Raw genomic sequence first — 16,560 nt, forward strand, 5'->3', positions numbered from 1 at the left:
CTGTAACCTCGGGGGTTCGACGTTCGTCCTTGGGGGAGAAGAGACATGAAGACCCGTTCCCGCCTGCTGCCGCTCGCGCTCGCCGTGAGCGCGCTGCTGCTGCCCGCGGCCGTCTCCGCGCCCGCGTCGGCAGAGCCGCGGCAACGTGTCGAGGCGTGGTCCACGCCCGGCAGCACGGCGATCACCATCACCGGGCACGGCTACGGCCACGGGCGCGGCATGTCGCAGTACGGCGCCCTCGGCGCGGCCCAGCAGGGCCTCACCTGGCAGCAGATCAACGAGTTCTACTACCCCGGCACCACCTGGGGGCAGGTGCGCGGCAAGCTGCGCGTGCTGATCACCGCCGACACCGGCCGCGACGTCCAGGTCGTGGCCGAGCGCGGGCTCAAGGTCACCAGCCTCGGCCGCGGCCGCACCTGGCGGATCCCGCAGCTGCCGGCGAAGAAGTGGCGGCTCATCGCGCAGGGCGACCGCACCGCCGTCCAGCGCACCAAGGGCGGTGGGTGGCGCACGTGGAAGACGTTCCGCGGCGAGGGCGAGTTCCGCGCCGCCGACGGCCGGCTCACCCTGGTGCTGCCCGGCGGCCGGCGCGACTACCGCGGCACCCTGCAGTCGGTCGCGGCCCGCCAGGGCGGCAAGCGCCAGACCGTCAACCGCATCGGCATGGAGGCCTACCTGCGCGGCGTCGTGCCCGAGGAGGTGCCGGCGCTCTGGGAGCCCGCGGCGGTCAGCGCCCAGTCCGTGGCGGCGCGCACCTATGCGGCGTTCGAGCGCTCGCACCCCGCAGCGCCCCACTACGACCTCTGCGACACCGCGCTCTGCCAGGTCTACGGCGGCGCCGACGTCGAGCACCCGTCCGCCACCGCGGCGATCCGCGCCACCGCCCGTCAGGGCCTCTTCCACGGCGGCCGCCCGGCGTTCACCCAGTTCTCCGCCAGCAACGGCGGCTTCTCCTCGGCCGGGTCGATGCCCTACCTCGTGGCGCAGGCCGACCCCTATGACGGCCTGGCCAACCCGACGTACGCCACGTGGTCGACGACCGTCGACGACACGCAGGTCGAGAAGCACTGGCCCGACCTGGGCGACCTCACCGGCATCGAGGTCGTCTCCCGCGACGGCAACGGCGACTGGGGCGGTCGCGTCACCGAGATGGCGTTCGTCTTCACCGGCGGCCGGGCCACCGTCAGCGGCGACACCGTCCGCTCCTACCTCGGCCTCTACTCCGACTGGTTCACCTTCGCCGTGACCCCGCGCCAGAACGGCCCCGCCCGCCCGTGACCCGACGCCTCCGGCTCGCGGCGGCGCTCGTCGCCCTCGCGCTCGCCGCCTCCGCGTGCGACTCCGGCCAGGCGGCCGGCGACGGCGAGACCGACCTGCCGGACCTCGGCCTCGGCACCGAGCCGACCAGCGACATCGACTACGTCGCGCTGGGCGACTCGTTCTCGGCCGGACCGTTCATCGGCACGATGCGCACCGACCCCCAGGGCTGCGCCCGCTCCAAGGACAACTACCCCGCCTTCCTGGCCGACTGGCTCGAGGTCGCGAGCTACACCGACGTGACCTGCTCCGCGGCCACGACGGCCGACCTCTACGAGCCGATGCTGACGTTCGACGGCCAGACGACCCCTCCGCAGCTCGACGCGGTCTCGGGCGACACCGACCTGGTCACCCTCGGGATGGGGGGCAACGACTTCGGGATCTACGAGGCGCTGATCCAGTGCCAGGCCGGCACGGGGGCCGCCTGTCCGGTCGAGCGGCTGCGCGCCGACGCGGCCAGGGTCGCCGGACGGATCCAGCAGGCGGTGCGACGCATCACGCGTGCCGCGCCGGACGCCGAGGTGCTGGTCGTCGGCTATCCGGACATCCTGCCGAGCGACGGCTCCTGCCCCGCCGTCGGTGTGCCCGCCGACGTCCTGCGGCCGGTGGCGGAGGTCGCCGGCGTCCTCAACGACTCGCTGCGCAGGGGTGCACTGGCCGCGGGCGCGTCCTACGTCGACATGGCGGCGGTCTCCGACGGGCACAACGTGTGCGCGAAGGGCCGCGCCTGGGTCAACGGACCGCAGTTCCGCGCGGGCATCGCCGCGCCGTTCCATCCCAAGGTCAACGGCATGCGTGCCGTGGCGACCGAGGTGTTCCGCGAGGTGACGGGGGAGGACCCCGAGGTCACCGAGCACGCCGAGCCCGACCCCGACGTGGTCGTCGTCAACGAGGGCTGATCACCAGCACCAGGTCGCCGCCCTCGACGGCCTGCGTGGAGCGGACCGCCAGTCGCTGCACCGTGCCGGCCACGGCGGCGGTGATCGCGGCCTCCATCTTCATCGCCTCGATCGTCGCGACCGTCTGCCCGGCCTCGACGTCGTCGCCCTCGGCCACGGCGACCGTCACGGCGCCGTCGTAGGGGGCCGCGACGTGGCCGCCGTCGGTCGGGTCGGCCTTCTCGGCGGACGCGACGTCGGCGGAGATGCTGCGGTCGCGCACCTGCACCGGGCGCATCTGGCCGTCGACGGTGGCCATCACGTTGCGGAAGCCGCGCTCGTCCGGCTCGCTGATGGCCTCGAGGGCGAACAGCATCTCGCGTCCCTCGCGCACCTGCACGCGGTGCTCCTCGCCGCGGCGCAGGCCGTAGAGGTAGTCGAGCGTGGAGACCGCCGACAGGTCGCCGTAGGCCGCGCGCGACTCCTCGAACGCCGCGGTCGGGCCGGGGAAGAGCAGCTCGTTGAGGGCCGCCCGCCGGTCGTCGGCGAGGCGGGCCCGCTGGTCGTCGGTGAGGCTCTCGACCGGCTGCTTCCAGGTGCGGCCGGCGAGGGCCTTGGTGCGGAACGGCTCGGGCCAGCCGCCCGGCGGGTCGCCGAGCTCGCCGTTGAGGAAGCCGATCACCGAGTCCGGGACGTCGTAGGAGGCGGGGTCGGCCTCGAAGTCGGCCGGGTCGGCGCCTGCGGCGACGAGCGCGAGGGCCAGGTCGCCGACCACCTTGGAGGAGGGCGTCACCTTCACGACGTTGCCGAGGATGTCGTTGGCGGCCGCGTACATGTCCTCGATCTGCTCGAACTTCTCGCCCAGGCCCAGCGCGATGGCCTGCTGGCGCAGGTTGGACAGCTGGCCGCCGGGGATCTCGTGGCGGTAGACCCGCCCGGTCGGGGACGGCAGGCCCGACTCGAAGGGCGCGTAGACCCGGCGTACGGCCTCCCAGTAGGGCTCCATCGCGTTGACCGCGGCCAGCGACAGCCCGGTCTCCCGCGCGGAGTGGTCGGTCGCGGAGACCAGCGCCGACAACGCGGGCTGCGAGGTGGTGCCGGCCATCGCCGCGCATGCGGCGTCGACGGCGTCGACCCCCGCCTCGATGGCCGCGACCAGCGTGGCCAGCTGGCCGCCGGGGGTGTCGTGGGTGTGGAGGTGCACCGGCAGGTCGAAGCGCTCGCGCAGCGCCGTGACCAGGGTGCGGGCGGCGGGCGCGCGCAGCAGGCCGGCCATGTCCTTGATCGCGAGCACGTGGGCGCCGGCGTCGACGATCTGCTCGGCCAGGCGCAGGTAGTAGTCGAGGGTGTAGAGCCGCTCGTCGGGCGAGGACAGGTCGCCGGTGTAGCAGAGCGCGACCTCCGCCACCGAGGTGCCGGTGGCCCGCACCGCGTCGATGGCCGGGCGCATCTGCGAGACGTCGTTGAGGGCGTCGAAGATGCGGAACACGTCGATGCCGGTCTCGGCGGCCTCCTGCACGAACGCCTCGGTGACCTGGGTGGGGTAGGGCGTGTAGCCGACCGTGTTGCGCCCGCGCAGCAGCATCTGCAGGCCGACGTTGGGGATGGCCTCGCGCAGTGCGGCGAGCCGCTCCCACGGGTCCTCGGACAGGAAGCGGAGCGCGACGTCGTACGTCGCCCCGCCCCAGCACTCCACCGACCACAGCTGCGGCGTCGTGCGCGCCACGTGGTCGGCGACCGCGAGGAGGTCGCGGGTGCGGACGCGGGTGGCGAGCAGCGACTGGTGGGCGTCGCGGAACGTCGTGTCGGTGACCGCGACCCGGTCCTGGGCGCGCAGCCGACGGGCGAACTCCTCGGGCCCGACCTCGCGGAGCAGCTGGCGGGTGCCGTCGGGCACGGGCCCGGAGCGGTCGACCTGCGGCAGCTTGCTCACCGGGGTGACGCTCACCGGTGCGGCGCCGTGCGGCTGGTTGACCGTGACGTCGGCGAGGTAGGCCAGCAGCTTGGTCGCGCGGTCGCCGCCGAGGCTGGCGCTCTGCAGCTGGGGGTGGTCCTCGATGAACGAGGTCGTGACGCCCCCGGCCGCGAAGTCGGGGTCGGCCAGCACGGCCTGGAGGAACCCGACGTTGGTGGCGACGCCGCGGATGCGGAACTCGAGCAGCGCCCGCCGGGCCTTCTGCACGGCCGCCTCGAACGTACGCCCGCGGCAGGTGAGCTTGGCGAGCATCGAGTCGAAGTGGGGGCTGATCTCGGCGCCCGAGTACGTGGTGCCGCCGTCGAGCCGCACGCCCGGACCGCCGGGGGAGCGGTAGGTGGTGATCCGGCCGGTGTCCGGGCGGAAGCCGTTGGCTGGGTCCTCGGTGGTGATGCGGCACTGCAGCGCGAAGCCGCGGGGGCGCACCGAGTCCTGGGTCAGGTCGAGGTCGGCGAGGGTGGCGCCGGCCGCGATCAGCATCTGCGACTGCACGAGGTCGACGGCGGTGACCTCCTCGGTCACCGTGTGCTCGACCTGGATGCGGGGGTTCATCTCGATGAAGACGTAGCGCCCGGCGGGGTCGAGGAGGAACTCGACCGTTCCGGCGTTGGTGTAGCCGATCTCGCGGGCGAAGCGGACCGCGTCGGCGCAGATGCGCTCGCGCAGCTCCGGGTCGAGGCGGGGCGCCGGGGCGATCTCGATGACCTTCTGGTGGCGGCGCTGCACCGAGCAGTCGCGCTCGTAGAGGTGGATGACGCCGCCGTCGGAGCCGGTGCCGTCCGCGAGGATCTGCACCTCGATGTGGCGCGGGTCGACGACGGCCTGCTCGATGAAGACGGTCGGGTCGCCGAACGCGCCCTCCGCCTCGCGCATGCAGGTCTCGATCGCCTCGCGCAGGTCGGCCCGGTCCTCCACGCGCCGCATGCCGCGACCGCCGCCACCGGCGACGGCCTTGACGAAGAGGGGCGCCTCGATGCGCTCGGCGGCGGTGAGGAGCTCCTCGACGTCCGTGGACGGCGGCACCGACTCGAGCACGGGCACGCCCGCGGCATGTGCCGCCGCGATCGCGCGCGCCTTGTTGCCGGTCAGCGTGAGCACCTCGGCGCTGGGTCCGATGAAGGTGATCCCGGCGGCGGCGCACGCCTCGGCGAGCGCGGGGTTCTCCGACAGGAAGCCGTAGCCGGGGTAGATCGCGTCGGCCCCGCACTGCACCGCCACGTCGACGATGGCCTGCGGGTCGAGGTAGGCGCGGACCGGGTGGCCCACCTCGCCGATCTGGTAGGCCTCCTCGGCCTTCATCCGGTGCTCGGACCCGCGGTCCTCGTAGGGGAAGACGGCCACCGTGCGCGCGCCGATCTCGCGTGCGGCACGGAACGCCCGGACTGCGATCTCGCCACGGTTGGCGACGAGCACCTTGGAGAACATGTGCCGCACGCTATCGAGCGCCGGGTGTGAGGTGGATCACCTGTCCGTACCCCGGGCGGCTCAGGCGGCAGCGTGCTGCTCCTCGCGCCACCACGCCACCGTCCGTGCCACCCCCTCCGCCAGCGGGGTCGGGGCGAGGCCGAGCCGGCGCTCGCTCGCGGTCGAGTCCATGACGAACGGGCGGGCGAACATGTAGCCGGTCTCCGCCATCTCCCGCACCCGGCGCGAGAGCAGGCCCGCGGCGCCGAGCACCGGCACCGGGACCGAGGCGACCCGCGGCGTGCGTACCCCGGCCGCCTCGGCCACCATCTCGACCAGCCGGCGCTGCGTGGGGGCGGGAGCGGTGGGGGCGTGGAGGAACGAGTCCCACAGGTCCTCGCGGGCAGCGGCCGTGATCATCGCCGCCGCCAGGTCGGGGACGTAGGTGAACGAGTGCGGCTGGTCGGGGCTGCCCAGCACGCGCATGGTCCGCCCGGCAAGGACGGTGGGCACCATCCGCTCGCCCGCGTGGGCGTTGCGGACCAGCGGACCGTAGAAGTCGGACGCGGCCACGCTGACGGTCGGGGTGGGGGAGGCGTCGCGCTGGGCCAGCAGCTCGGTGCGGACCCCGAGCTTGCCCGTCCTCGCGGTGCGCGGGGTGGCCTCGGTGATCACCTCCGTCACCGGCCCGTAGGCGTAGAGGCTCTCGGGGAACACCACCACGGCCCCCACCCGTCCCGCCGCCTCCAGCACGACCCGCTCGGCCCGGGGCAGCTCGGCGCGCCAGACGCGAGCGTCGTACGCCGAGCCGTGGATGCAGTGGTGGACCGCGACCGCACCAGCGAACGCGTCCCCCAGCTCCTCCGGGCGCGAGACGTCGACGCGGCGGCGCTCGACCAGGGGGTGGGTCGGCCCGCTGCCCGAGCGGGTCAGCAGGCGCACCCGGTGGCCGGCGTCGGCCAGCTGGAGGGCGACGGTCGAGCCGACGGGTCCGGCTCCGGTGACGACGTGGACGGTGCTCATGGGATCTCCCGGGGATTGAGAGAGCGGTGCTCTCGGTTCGACCATCATGGCGACGTCCGACGACAAAGGCAAGAGCGATGCTCTCTTTCGGCACACGTGCTCACCGATGTGCGAGGATGTCGGGATGGCCGACTCCCGGACGACGCCCTCCTCGCCCGCCTCGCCGACCCCATCTGCGCCCGCCGCCCGCGCCTCCTCGCCGCGCGCCCGGGCACGTGAGCAGACGATGCGCGACATCGTGCGGATCGGTCGGGATCACCTCGCCACCGACGGCGCGGCCGCGCTGTCCCTGCGGGCCGTCGCGCGCGACCTGGGCCTGGTGTCCTCCGCCGTCTACCGCTACGTCGCGAGCCGCGACGAGCTGCTGACGCTGCTCGTCATCGACGGCTACGACGAACTGGGCGACGCCGTGGACGCGGCGCTGGCCGAGGTGGATCCGGCCGACCACGCGGGACGCATGGTCGCCATCGCCCGCGCCGCCCGGGCGTGGGCGCTGCGCGAGCCCGCGACGTACGCCCTGCTCTTCGGCAGCCCGGTGCCCGGCTACGAGGCGCCCGCCGAGCGGACGACCGGGCCGGGCACGCGGGTGGTCGGGCGGCTCGTGGAGGTGTGGGAGGACGCGTGGCGCGCGGGGGCGATCGTGGTCGACGACGCACCGCTCGACTCGCCCCGGCTCTCGCGCGACCTGGCGCGGATCCGCGAGGAGGTGCACCTCTCCGTCCCCGACCGGCTGGCGGCCCGCGGCCTCTTCGCCTGGGCGGCGTTGTTCGGCTGCGTGTCGTTCGAGGTGTTCGGCCAGTACGGCGCGGACACGTTCACCGACCCCGAGGACGTCTTCGAGCACCACCTCGACCTGCTGGTCGGCACGGTCGGGCTGGGGTGAGCCCCGCCGGTCCCGTCATCCCCTGAGCCGGAGGGCCGCCACCGCGAGGCAGGCCAGCGCACCGGCCGAGGTGAGGCAGCGCGCGATGTTGAGCGCGACCCAGCGCGACTCGAAGTCCGCGCGGACCGCGGCGAGGTCGGCGATGGCGTCGAGGCGCCCGGCGGCCGCGAGGGCGTCGTTGAGCGGGACGTTGCCGGCGACGGTGATCGCGACGGTCCCCACCGCCAGCACCGTGGCCGCGATCGCCCAGGGCCGCGCCGGCCCGGTGCCCAGGACCGCGACGGCGCCCGCGAGGAGGGGCGGTGCGGCGAACGTGGCGAGGAAGATCGGGTTCACGATCGCGACGTTGACCTGCTGCATGGTGGCCACGAAGGTCCGGTCGTCCACCCGCGCCAGACCGGGCATCACCCCGGTGGCCCAGGTGAAGTAGGTGCCCGCCTGCAGCCCGGCGACGACGGTCGCAGCGAGGGAGAGGACGAGGACGGGGCCGAGAGGGGTGCTGGTCATGGCACCCAGTCCACCGCAGCCGGTGGAGCCCTGCCATGGTCAAGGAGCGCGCGGGCATGCGCGTGCGTCTAGTGTGGGACGGGATGGACGCACTCACCGGACTGCTCGACGGACCGCGCGCCCGGCGCGCCTTCCTGCTCCGGATCCTTCTCGACCCGCCTTGGTCGATACGGCTGGCGGACGAGGCGCCGCTGTCGCTGACCTCCGTGGTGCGCGGCCACCTCTGGGTGCGCCCCGACGGGGAGGAGCCGGTCCGCCTGGCGGCTGGCGACGTCGTGGTGTGGGTCGGCCGTGACCACTGGACGATCGCCGACGACCCCGGCACCCCCGACCAGCTCGTCATCCACCCCGGTCAGGTCTGCACCACCGTCGACGGGCATGTCGTGGTGGAGGAGATGAGCCAGGGGGTGCGCAGCTGGGGCAACAGCACGGTGGGCGAGACGGTGCTGCTCACCGGGGTCTACCAGCTCGAGGGCGAGGTCACCCGCAGGCTGGTCCGGTCCCTGCCGCGCACGTTGGTGCTGCGGGCCGAGGAGCTCGACACGCCGCTGCTCGACCTGCTGGGGGAGGAGGTCGTGCGCGACGCTCCAGGACAGGAGGCGGTGCTCGACCGCCTCCTCGACCTGGTGCTCATCACCCTGCTGCGCACCTGGTTCGCGCGTCCGCGATCGGGTGCCCCGGCGTGGTACGCCGCGCAGGCGGACGCCGTCGTGGGACCCGCGCTGCGCCTGATGCAGCAGCACCCCGCGCACCCGTGGTCCGTGGCTGAGCTCGCCGCGCGCGCCGGGGTGTCCCGGGCGGGCTTCGCCCGACGGTTCACCGAGCTGGTCGGCGAGCCGCCGATGGCGTTCCTCCTCGACTGGCGCATCACTCTGGCCGCCGACCTCCTCCTGGAGCCCGACGCGACGCTCGCCGCGGTCGCTCGCCGGGTGGGCTATGCGAGCCCGTTCGCGCTGAGCGCGGCGTTCAAGCGGGAGCGGGGGATCAGCCCGCGCGACCACCGGCGGGCTGCTGATCGGGGTGGACGCGCAGGTGACGTCATGGGAACCCCCGGTCGGGACCGGGAGATCCCATGACGTCGCGGCGGCTCAGTCCTTGATCTCGCAGATCACGGCGCCGTTGGTGACCGTGGCGCCGACCTCGGCCTGCAGGCCGGTCACGGTGCCGGCCTTGTGGGCCTTGAGCGGCTGCTCCATCTTCATCGCCTCCATGACGACGACGGTGTCGCCCTCGGCGACCTCCTGGCCCTCGGTGAGGACGACCTTGACGATGGTGCCCTGCATCGGGGAGGTGACGGCGTCGCCCGAGGCCGCGGCACCGGCCTTCTTGGCCGCGCGCCTCGGCTTCTTCGACCCGCCTGCGCCGCCGTTGCCGCCCGCGGCGAGGCCGCCGAGCCCGGCAGGCAGGACGACCTCGAGGCGGCGGCCGCCGACCTCGACGGTGACCGTCTGCCGGTCGCCGGGGGCGTCGGCCTCGGCGCTGTCGCCGGCGTAGGGCTCGATCCGGTTGTCGAACTCCGTCTCGATCCACTGGGTGTAGACGCTGAACTCTCCCTCCCCGGTGGGGGTGGACGCGCCGACGTAGGCCGGATCGCGCACCACCGCGCGGTGGAACGGGATGACGGTGGGCATGCCGTCGACGACGAACTCGTCGAGCGCTCGCCGGGACCGCTCGAGGGCCTGGGTGCGGTCCTTGCCGGTGACGATGAGCTTGGCGATCAGGGAGTCGAACGAGCCGGGGATGGTCTCGCCCTGGTCGTAGCCGCCGTCGAGGCGTACGCCGGGACCGGCCGGCGGGTGCCAGCGGGTGAGGGTGCCGGGGGCGGGCATGAAGTTGCGGCCGCCGTCCTCGGCGTTGATGCGGTACTCGATGGAGTGCCCGCGGACCTCGGGGTCGCCGTAGCCGAGCTCCTCGCCGGCGGCGATGCGGAACATCTCCCGCACGAGGTCGATGCCGGTGACCTCCTCGGAGACGCAGTGCTCGACCTGGAGGCGGGTGTTGACCTCGAGGAAGGAGATGGTGCCGTCCTGGGCGACGAGGAACTCGCACGTGCCGGCGCCGTGGTAGCCGGCCTCGGTGAGGATGCGCTTGGAGGACTCGTAGAGCTCGGCGACCTGCTCGTCGGTGAGGAACGGCGCGGGGGCCTCCTCGACGAGCTTCTGGTTGCGGCGCTGCAGCGAGCAGTCGCGGGTGGAGACGACGACCACGTTGCCGTGCTGGTCGGCCAGGCACTGGGTCTCGACGTGGCGGGGCTTGTCGAGGAACTTCTCGACCAGGCACTCGCCGCGACCGAACGCGGTGACCGCCTCGCGGACCGCGGACTCGTAGGCGTCGGGGATCTCCTCGAGCGTGCGGGCGACCTTGAGGCCGCGGCCGCCGCCGCCGAAGACGGCCTTGATCGCGACCGGGAGGCCGTTGGCCTTGGCGAACTCGACGACCTCGTCGGCGTCCTTGACCGGGTCCTTGGTGCCGGGCGCGAGCGGCGCCTTGGCCCGGTCGGCGATGTGCTTGGCCTTCGCCTTGTCGCCCAGCGCCTCGATCGCGGCCGGCGGGGGGCCGATCCAGATCAGCCCGGCGTCGATGACGGCCTGGGCGAACTCGGCGTTCTCGGCGAGGAACCCGTAGCCCGGGTGGATGCTGTCGGCGCCCGAGCGCTCCGCGATCGCGATGATCTTGGCGATGTCGAGGTAGGACTCGGCCGGGGTGGCGCCACCGAGGGAGTGGGCCTCGTCGGCGAGGCGAACGAAGAGGGCGTCGCGGTCGGGGTCGGCGTACACCGCCACCGAGCCGATGCCGGCGTCCTTGCAGGCGCGGATGACGCGGACGGCGATCTCGCCACGGTTGGCGATGAGGACCTTCTTCAAGCTCACGCGAGGACTCCTGCGGTGACACTGAGGGGCGGGGACGGGCAGCCGGAGGGCGTACCGCTCGGCAGGCTACCGCGCTCCGAGTGCCGCGCGACGGGCCGCTTGCCGCGTGGGCTGTGCCATGCGCGCGTAGGCGATGCCGGCTGTGAGCGACGCCACAGGGACGAGCGCTGGTGGCCGGCGTTCTCGGGCGCCGTCGACCTCCGGGGCGTGAGGAGATGGACAGGCGCTCCGCGGCGGGGTGCCTGCGACCCGCGTGGGCAGCCGCCGCGCCCGCAGGTGGGCACCCACGGCTTTCCGGAAGCGACGGGGGCGATGGTGATGGGGGGGGGGGGGGGTCGGGGCTCGGCGGCCAGCGCGACGGCACGGCCGCGGAGTCGTCTGCACGAGGTGTCGTCAGCACCGCGATGACGGGTGGGCTCGGGCGCGTGCGACGCCCGACCTGTTGCGTGCGTCACTCCTGTGGTTAGCGATCGCTAACCTAGCGGCGCTAGGGTGCGAGGCATGACCTTCGAGCTGTCCCCCGAGCACGAGCAGTTCCGCCGCAGCGTCCGCGACTTCGCCGAGGCCGAGATCGCGCCGCACGCCGCCCAGTGGGACCGCGAGCACCACTTCCCCACCGACGTCGTGCAGAAGATGGGCGCCCTCGGGCTGATGGGGCTGACCGCCCCGGAGGAGTTCGGCGGGGCGGGGATGGCCGGGGAGGACGGCGGGTTCACGTCGCTGTGCCTGGCGATCGAGGAGGTCGGGCGCGTCGACCAGTCGATGGGCATCACGCTCGAGGCGGCCGTCGGGCTCGGGATCAACCCGATCCTCACCTTCGGCACCGACGAGCAGAAGAAGACCTGGCTCCCCGAGCTCGTCGCCGGCGAGAAGGTCGCCGGCTTCGGACTCACCGAGCCTGGGGCCGGCTCCGACGCGGGCGCGACCCGGACCAAGGCCGTCCTCGAGGACGGCGAGTGGGTCGTCAACGGCGCGAAGCAGTTCATCACCAACTCCGGCTCGTCCATCACCTCCCTGGTCACGGTGACCGCCCGCACCGGCGATCGCGCGGACGGTCGTCCGGAGATCTCGACCATCATGGTCCCCTCCGGCACGCCCGGCTTCACCGCCGAGAAGGCCTACGACAAGCTCGGCTGGCACGCCTCCGACACCCACCCCCTCTCCTTCACCGACGCTCGGGTGCCCGAGTCGTACCTGCTGGGGGAGCGGGGTCGTGGCTACGCGCAGTTCCTCGCCACGCTCGACGACGGGCGCGTCGCCATCGCGGCCCTGGCCGTCGGCTGCATCCAGGCGTGCCTCGACATGTCGCTGGAGTACGCCGGCGAGCGGCAGACCTTCGGCGGCCCGATCGGACGCAAGCAGGGCGTGGCCTTCCAGGTGTCCGACCTGCAGGTGATGCTCGACGCCTCGCGTCTCCTGACCTACAAGGCGGCCGCGATGAAGGACGCGATGGACGCAGGTGGGTCGGTCTCGATGGGTGCCTTCAAGCAGGCGGCCGCGGTCGCCAAGCTCTACGCCACGGAGTCGGCCGTGACCGCGACCCGCATCGCGACGCAGGTCTTCGGCGGCTACGGGTTCATGGAGGAGTACCCCGTCGCGCGCTTCTACCGCGACGCGAAGGTCCTCGAGATCGGCGAGGGGACCTCGGAGGTCCAGCGGATGCTGATCGCGCGGGGGCTCGGCCTGCCGGTCGAGTGAGCCGGGGGCGGAAGACGCGGGGCGGTCAGGTCGAGCGCGGGGCGTACATGATCACCGCGACGCCGACCAGGCAGACCAGGGCGCCCGCGAGGTCGTAGCGGTCGGGTCGGAACCCGTCCACCGCCATGCCCCACGCGAGCGAGCCGACGACGAACACCCCGCCGTAGGCCGCCAGGATTCGCCCGAAGTTGGCGTCGGGCTGCAGCGTCGCGACGAGGCCGTAGAGGCCCAGTGCGATGAAGCCGGCGCCGACCCAGAGCCAGCCGCGGTCCTCGCGGATGCCCTGCCAGACCAGCCAGGCACCGCCGATCTCGGCCAGGGCGGCGAAGGCGAAGAGGACGAGCGACATCACGACGGACATGTCCGGGAGTCTGGCAGCCCGAGGTGCTGCGACCCGGGCCCGCGCCCACTGGCGGCTCAACCGGTGGAGACGTACTCGATGTGGATCGGTGGGACTGGCCCGCGCCGGATCGTGGCGATCGGCGGCGGCCTGGTGGTGAAGGTGCGGCCGGTGGGGAGGGTCGTGGTCACGCTCCCGTCCGGCCCGGGCCTGGCCCGCCAGCGGTGGGCCTTCTTCGCGTAGTTGCAGGCCTCGCACAGCCCTTGGGCGTTGTGCGCGGACGTCGCGCCACCGGCGGCCCGGGGCTCGACGTGGTCGATGTGGCGCACCGGTGCGTCGCACCACGGGCTGCGGCAGGTGCGGTCGCGCAGTCGGACGAAGCGGGCGAGGCTGCCGCGGAACGTGCGCGTGCGGGCGTCCATCGTGACGAGCTCGCCGGTCGTCGGCGAGGCGTAGAGACGGCGGATGCTCACCTCCTCCTCGGCGGTGAGGGCGCCGCAGACGATCTCGCGCGCCAGCTCGGCGGGGATCGGGCCGAAGCCCTCGAGGTGCGCCTCGTCGTCGGCCCCGCCGAAGAGGGCGTGATCGCTCATCACGACCCCCAGGGCGACCGGGGTGACCGGGACGCTGACCGGGCCGGCCGTGGCGTCCCCGAGCACGGTGGCGACCAGCAGGTCTGCCATGACCTGGCCGCGCCCGCGCTCCTCGCCCCGCGCCCGGGCGCGGTCGGCCTCGCCGGTCAGGGCGGTGTAGACGGCCACGCCGTCCTTCACCGGGAGGAGGGCGGTGAGCCAGGTCATCGAGTCGGGCGCGGGACGCAGGGTCACCCGGCGCTCGGACTCCGCGTGCCGTCGGCGGGCCACGCACGCCGCGGGGTCGAGTCGTTCGGACTCCACGCGTAGCCGCGCGAGCAGCCGACGTGGGCTCAGCTGCTCGAGGGCGTCGGAGTCGCCGGCGACGATCTCGTCGACGGCGAGCCGGTGCTCGAGCGGCAGACAGGCGGTCTCGCGGGCGATGATGGTGGTCGTCCACTCGTCGATGCGCCCCTCGAGCCACGCCGCCCACGTGCGCGGCAGCTCCGTCGGGACGACGCGGGCCAGGCTCACGTGCCGTCGGCCGCGGTGGGGCGACTCGCGCCGCGCGGCCGCGACGACGTTGCCCACACCGGCGCCGAGCTCCTCGGGCCTCGCGCCGGCGGCGGCCTGATCCTGCGTGAGCAGCTCGTCGAGTCGACCGGTGAGCTCTGCCTGGACCGCGCCCACCACCCGACCGAGCGTCTCCAGCTCGCCGAGCAGGTCGACCAGCGCGGCCGCGTCGAGCTGCGGCGCGGTCGCCACCGAGGCACGCAGCCGCCCGCACATCGCCGCGACGTCGGCGACCTCGACGACGGGGGAGGCGCCGGGGGAGGCGTGCTGGGGCGGGCTGGTGGTCATGGCGCCACCGAAGCAGCCGCTCCGGACAGTCCGCTCCGCTCGTGGCGTCCGGCTGTGGAGAGCCGCCCGTCGCGTCCGCCTGTGGATGATCGGCGGCTTGCTTCTCCTCCTCCCGGCGGATCCGGTCACCCGTCTCGCGATCTACCCTCGCCCCATGTCGAGCACGAGTCAGCGCGTCCTCACGTGGTTGGGCGTCGACGACGAGTGGGAGCGGCCGAGGCCGCCGATCGGTCGCCAGGACCTCGTGCTCGCCGCGAGTGTCGAGGCGGTCAGCCTGCTCGCACTCGAGCTCGTGCGCAGTGCCGGCGGCTTCGAGCACACCGACGGGCCGGTCTGGGCGCAGTGGCTCGCCGTGTCCACGGGAGCGGCGCTGCTGCTCGGTCGCCGCCGGTGGCCGCTCGTCGTCGCGAGCCTCGCGGCGCTGCACATGTTCGTCGCCGGAGTGACGATGCCTCAGGTGATGGGGCAGCTCTCGCTGCAGATCGTCTACTTCGTGGCGCTGCTGTCCGGTGTCGCCTACGCCCGCGACCGGCGGGCCATGGTGGTCGTCATCGGCACGATCCTGCTGTTCATGTTCGCGTGGATCACCTGGCAGTTCGCCGTGGGATCGGCCGCGCAGGAGATGGTGGACGAGTTCGAGGATGCCGAGCGCGTCGGGGCGTTCGCGCCGATCCCGGCGACGGTGGCCATGACCCTCCTGGTCAACGTGATCTACTTCGGTGGCGCCATCGTCGGCGGTGGGGTGGCCTGGCGGGCGGCGCGCCAGCGCCTGCGCCTCCAGGAGCAGGCCGCCACGATCGCTGCCCAGGCGGGTCGGCTGCGCGAGCAGGCCGTCGTCGACGAGCGGCTGCGCATCGCCCGCGAGCTGCACGACGTGGTCGCCCACGGAGTGTCCGCGATGGGCATCCAGGCCGGGGCCGCGCGGCGGGTCCTCGACCGCGATCCCGACGCGGCGCGCACCGCGCTCTCGCGCGTGGAGGAGGCCTCTCGCGATGCGCTCACCCAGATGAGGCGCCTGCTCGGCACGCTGCGCGCGGGCTTCGTCGACGGCGGAGCCGAGGGCGGGCCCGACGCCGCGGACGGCGGCACCGGAGCGCGTACGCCGGAGGCGGGCGTGGACGACCTGCCCGAGCTGGTCGCGCAGACCTCCCGGCAGGGCCTCGCGGTGCGCCTCGACGTCGTGGAGGAGCAGTCGTCCGCCGCCAGCCGGTTGCCGCGCGGGATCGGGCTGGCGATCTACCGCACCGTCCAGGAGGCACTGACCAACGTGCGTCGTCACAGCACCGCCGACGCGGTCTCGGTGGTGGTCCGGGTCGACGAGGCGGCGGCGTACGCGGAGGTCGAGGTCGTCGACAACGGGCGTCCGCGGCACGGCACCTCGGGCAGCGGCCTCGGCCAGCTCGGCATCCGGGAGCGCGCGGCCACGCACAACGGCAAGGTCGACATCGGCCCCCGCGTGACCGGCGGCTACCGCGTGCGCGTGCGCTACCCCCTGGCGGCGTCGTGACCGACCGACCGCTCACCGTCCTGCTCGTCGACGACCATGCGATGGTGCGTTCGGGCTTCGCCATGGTGCTGTCGGTCGAGGACGACATCGAGGTCGTGGGCGAGGCGGCCGACGGCATCGAGGCGATCGAGCGGGCCCGCGCCACGCGGCCCGACGTGGTGCTGATGGACGTCCAGATGCCGCGGATGGACGGCATCGAGGCGACCCGCCACCTCGTCGCCGACGACCTCGGGCACGTCGTCATCGTCACGACCTTCGACCGCGACGACTACCTCTTCGACGCCCTCCGGGCCGGGGCGAGTGGCTTCCTGCTGAAGAACGCCGGCCCGGAGCAGCTGCTCGACGCCGTACGCGCGGCCGGGCGCGGGCACGCGCTGCTCGCGCCGGAGGTGACGCGGCGGGTGATCGCCGAGATGGCCGGCGGCGCCCGCGGCGAGACGTCGGCAGGCGGGTCGAGCCCCGCGACCCGGGCCGAGCCCAAGGAGCTCGCCCTGCTGACGGCCCGTGAGCGGGAGGTGCTGACGCTGCTGGGCCGGGGACTGTCGAACGGCGAGGTCGCGGCGACGCTGGTGCTCGGCGAGGCGACGGTCAAGACCCACGTGTCCAACCTGCTCGCCAAGCTGCACCTGCGCGACCGCGTGCAGGCGGTCATCTACGCCTACGAGGCCGGCCTCATCCTCCCGGCGGAGGACTGAGCCAGGCGGGTCGCACCTCCATCCCACATC

Annotated in this window: 13 protein-coding genes; 7 read left to right on the forward strand and 6 right to left on the reverse strand. The window is 73.7% G+C overall.

Annotated elements, in window-relative coordinates; all coding sequences use genetic code 11:
* Positions 1 to 45 precede the first annotated feature (45 nt).
* A complete protein-coding gene (locus AC54T2_RS09370) occupies positions 46 to 1,278 on the forward strand; it encodes a SpoIID/LytB domain-containing protein (RefSeq protein WP_186341384.1) in 1,233 nt (410 codons plus the stop codon).
* On the forward strand, positions 1,275 to 2,216 hold the full coding sequence (locus AC54T2_RS09375) for an SGNH/GDSL hydrolase family protein (protein WP_496666031.1): 942 nt from the start codon (positions 1,275 to 1,277) through the stop codon (positions 2,214 to 2,216). Before AC54T2_RS09370 ends, AC54T2_RS09375 begins: the two co-directional genes overlap by 4 nt.
* On the opposite strand, the gene AC54T2_RS09380 is transcribed toward AC54T2_RS09375, so the two are convergent.
* Together AC54T2_RS09380 and AC54T2_RS09385 are read right to left on the reverse strand one after the other, a co-directional pair.
* Entirely contained in the window at positions 2,203 to 5,595 is a 3,393-nt protein-coding gene (locus AC54T2_RS09380) for a pyruvate carboxylase (protein ID WP_496666032.1), read from the reverse strand. The two genes, AC54T2_RS09375 and AC54T2_RS09380, sit on opposite strands and share 14 nt — an antisense overlap.
* Before the next feature lie 60 nt (positions 5,596 to 5,655).
* Positions 5,656 to 6,597 carry an NAD-dependent epimerase/dehydratase family protein gene (locus tag AC54T2_RS09385; protein WP_496666033.1) on the reverse strand — a complete coding sequence of 314 codons (942 nt, stop codon included), beginning with the start codon at positions 6,595 to 6,597 and terminating at the stop codon, positions 5,656 to 5,658.
* A 124-nt stretch (positions 6,598 to 6,721) separates the two neighbouring features.
* On the opposite strand from AC54T2_RS09385, the gene AC54T2_RS09390 reads away from it, so the two are divergent.
* Positions 6,722 to 7,480 (forward strand): TetR/AcrR family transcriptional regulator, encoded by a 759-nt coding sequence (locus tag AC54T2_RS09390; protein WP_496666034.1) that lies wholly within the window; start codon positions 6,722 to 6,724, stop codon positions 7,478 to 7,480.
* A gap of 15 nt (positions 7,481 to 7,495) precedes the next feature.
* On the opposite strand, the gene AC54T2_RS09395 is transcribed toward AC54T2_RS09390, so the two are convergent.
* On the reverse strand, positions 7,496 to 7,987 hold the full coding sequence (locus AC54T2_RS09395) for an anthrone oxygenase family protein (RefSeq protein WP_489975962.1): 492 nt from the start codon (positions 7,985 to 7,987) through the stop codon (positions 7,496 to 7,498).
* Positions 7,988 to 8,070: 83 nt separating this feature from the next.
* Here AC54T2_RS09395 and AC54T2_RS09400 point away from each other — a divergent pair, with 83 nt between their 5' ends.
* Positions 8,071 to 9,063, forward strand: a complete 993-nt coding sequence (locus tag AC54T2_RS09400) for an AraC family transcriptional regulator (RefSeq protein ID WP_496666035.1) — start codon at positions 8,071 to 8,073, stop codon at positions 9,061 to 9,063.
* A 12-nt stretch (positions 9,064 to 9,075) separates the two neighbouring features.
* Here the strand turns inward: AC54T2_RS09400 and AC54T2_RS09405 are convergent, their stop codons facing one another.
* A complete protein-coding gene (locus tag AC54T2_RS09405; protein ID WP_496666036.1) occupies positions 9,076 to 10,857 on the reverse strand; it encodes an acetyl/propionyl/methylcrotonyl-CoA carboxylase subunit alpha in 1,782 nt (593 codons plus the stop codon).
* Positions 10,858 to 11,358: 501 nt separating this feature from the next.
* Between AC54T2_RS09405 and AC54T2_RS09410 the strand changes: the two genes are divergently transcribed.
* A complete protein-coding gene (locus AC54T2_RS09410) occupies positions 11,359 to 12,555 on the forward strand; it encodes an acyl-CoA dehydrogenase family protein (protein WP_496666037.1) in 1,197 nt (398 codons plus the stop codon).
* A 25-nt stretch (positions 12,556 to 12,580) separates the two neighbouring features.
* Here AC54T2_RS09410 and AC54T2_RS09415 read toward each other — a convergent pair whose 3' ends face one another.
* On the reverse strand, positions 12,581 to 12,916 hold the full coding sequence (locus tag AC54T2_RS09415) for a YnfA family protein (RefSeq protein WP_489975964.1): 336 nt from the start codon (positions 12,914 to 12,916) through the stop codon (positions 12,581 to 12,583).
* Between the two features lie 56 nt (positions 12,917 to 12,972).
* On the reverse strand, positions 12,973 to 14,328 hold the full coding sequence (locus tag AC54T2_RS09420; RefSeq protein WP_496666038.1) for an HNH endonuclease: 1,356 nt from the start codon (positions 14,326 to 14,328) through the stop codon (positions 12,973 to 12,975).
* A 154-nt stretch (positions 14,329 to 14,482) separates the two neighbouring features.
* Between AC54T2_RS09420 and AC54T2_RS09425 the strand changes: the two genes are divergently transcribed.
* Together AC54T2_RS09425 and AC54T2_RS09430 are read left to right on the forward strand one after the other, a co-directional pair.
* Complete coding sequence (locus tag AC54T2_RS09425; RefSeq protein ID WP_496666039.1) at positions 14,483 to 15,835, forward strand: sensor histidine kinase; 1,353 nt, start codon at positions 14,483 to 14,485, stop codon at positions 15,833 to 15,835.
* Complete coding sequence (locus tag AC54T2_RS09430; protein ID WP_277395313.1) at positions 15,832 to 16,530, forward strand: response regulator; 699 nt, start codon at positions 15,832 to 15,834, stop codon at positions 16,528 to 16,530. Before AC54T2_RS09425 ends, AC54T2_RS09430 begins: the two co-directional genes overlap by 4 nt.
* Positions 16,531 to 16,560 lie beyond the last annotated feature (30 nt).

The sequence above is a fragment of the Nocardioides sp. Z35_8 genome, assembly GCF_059621125.1.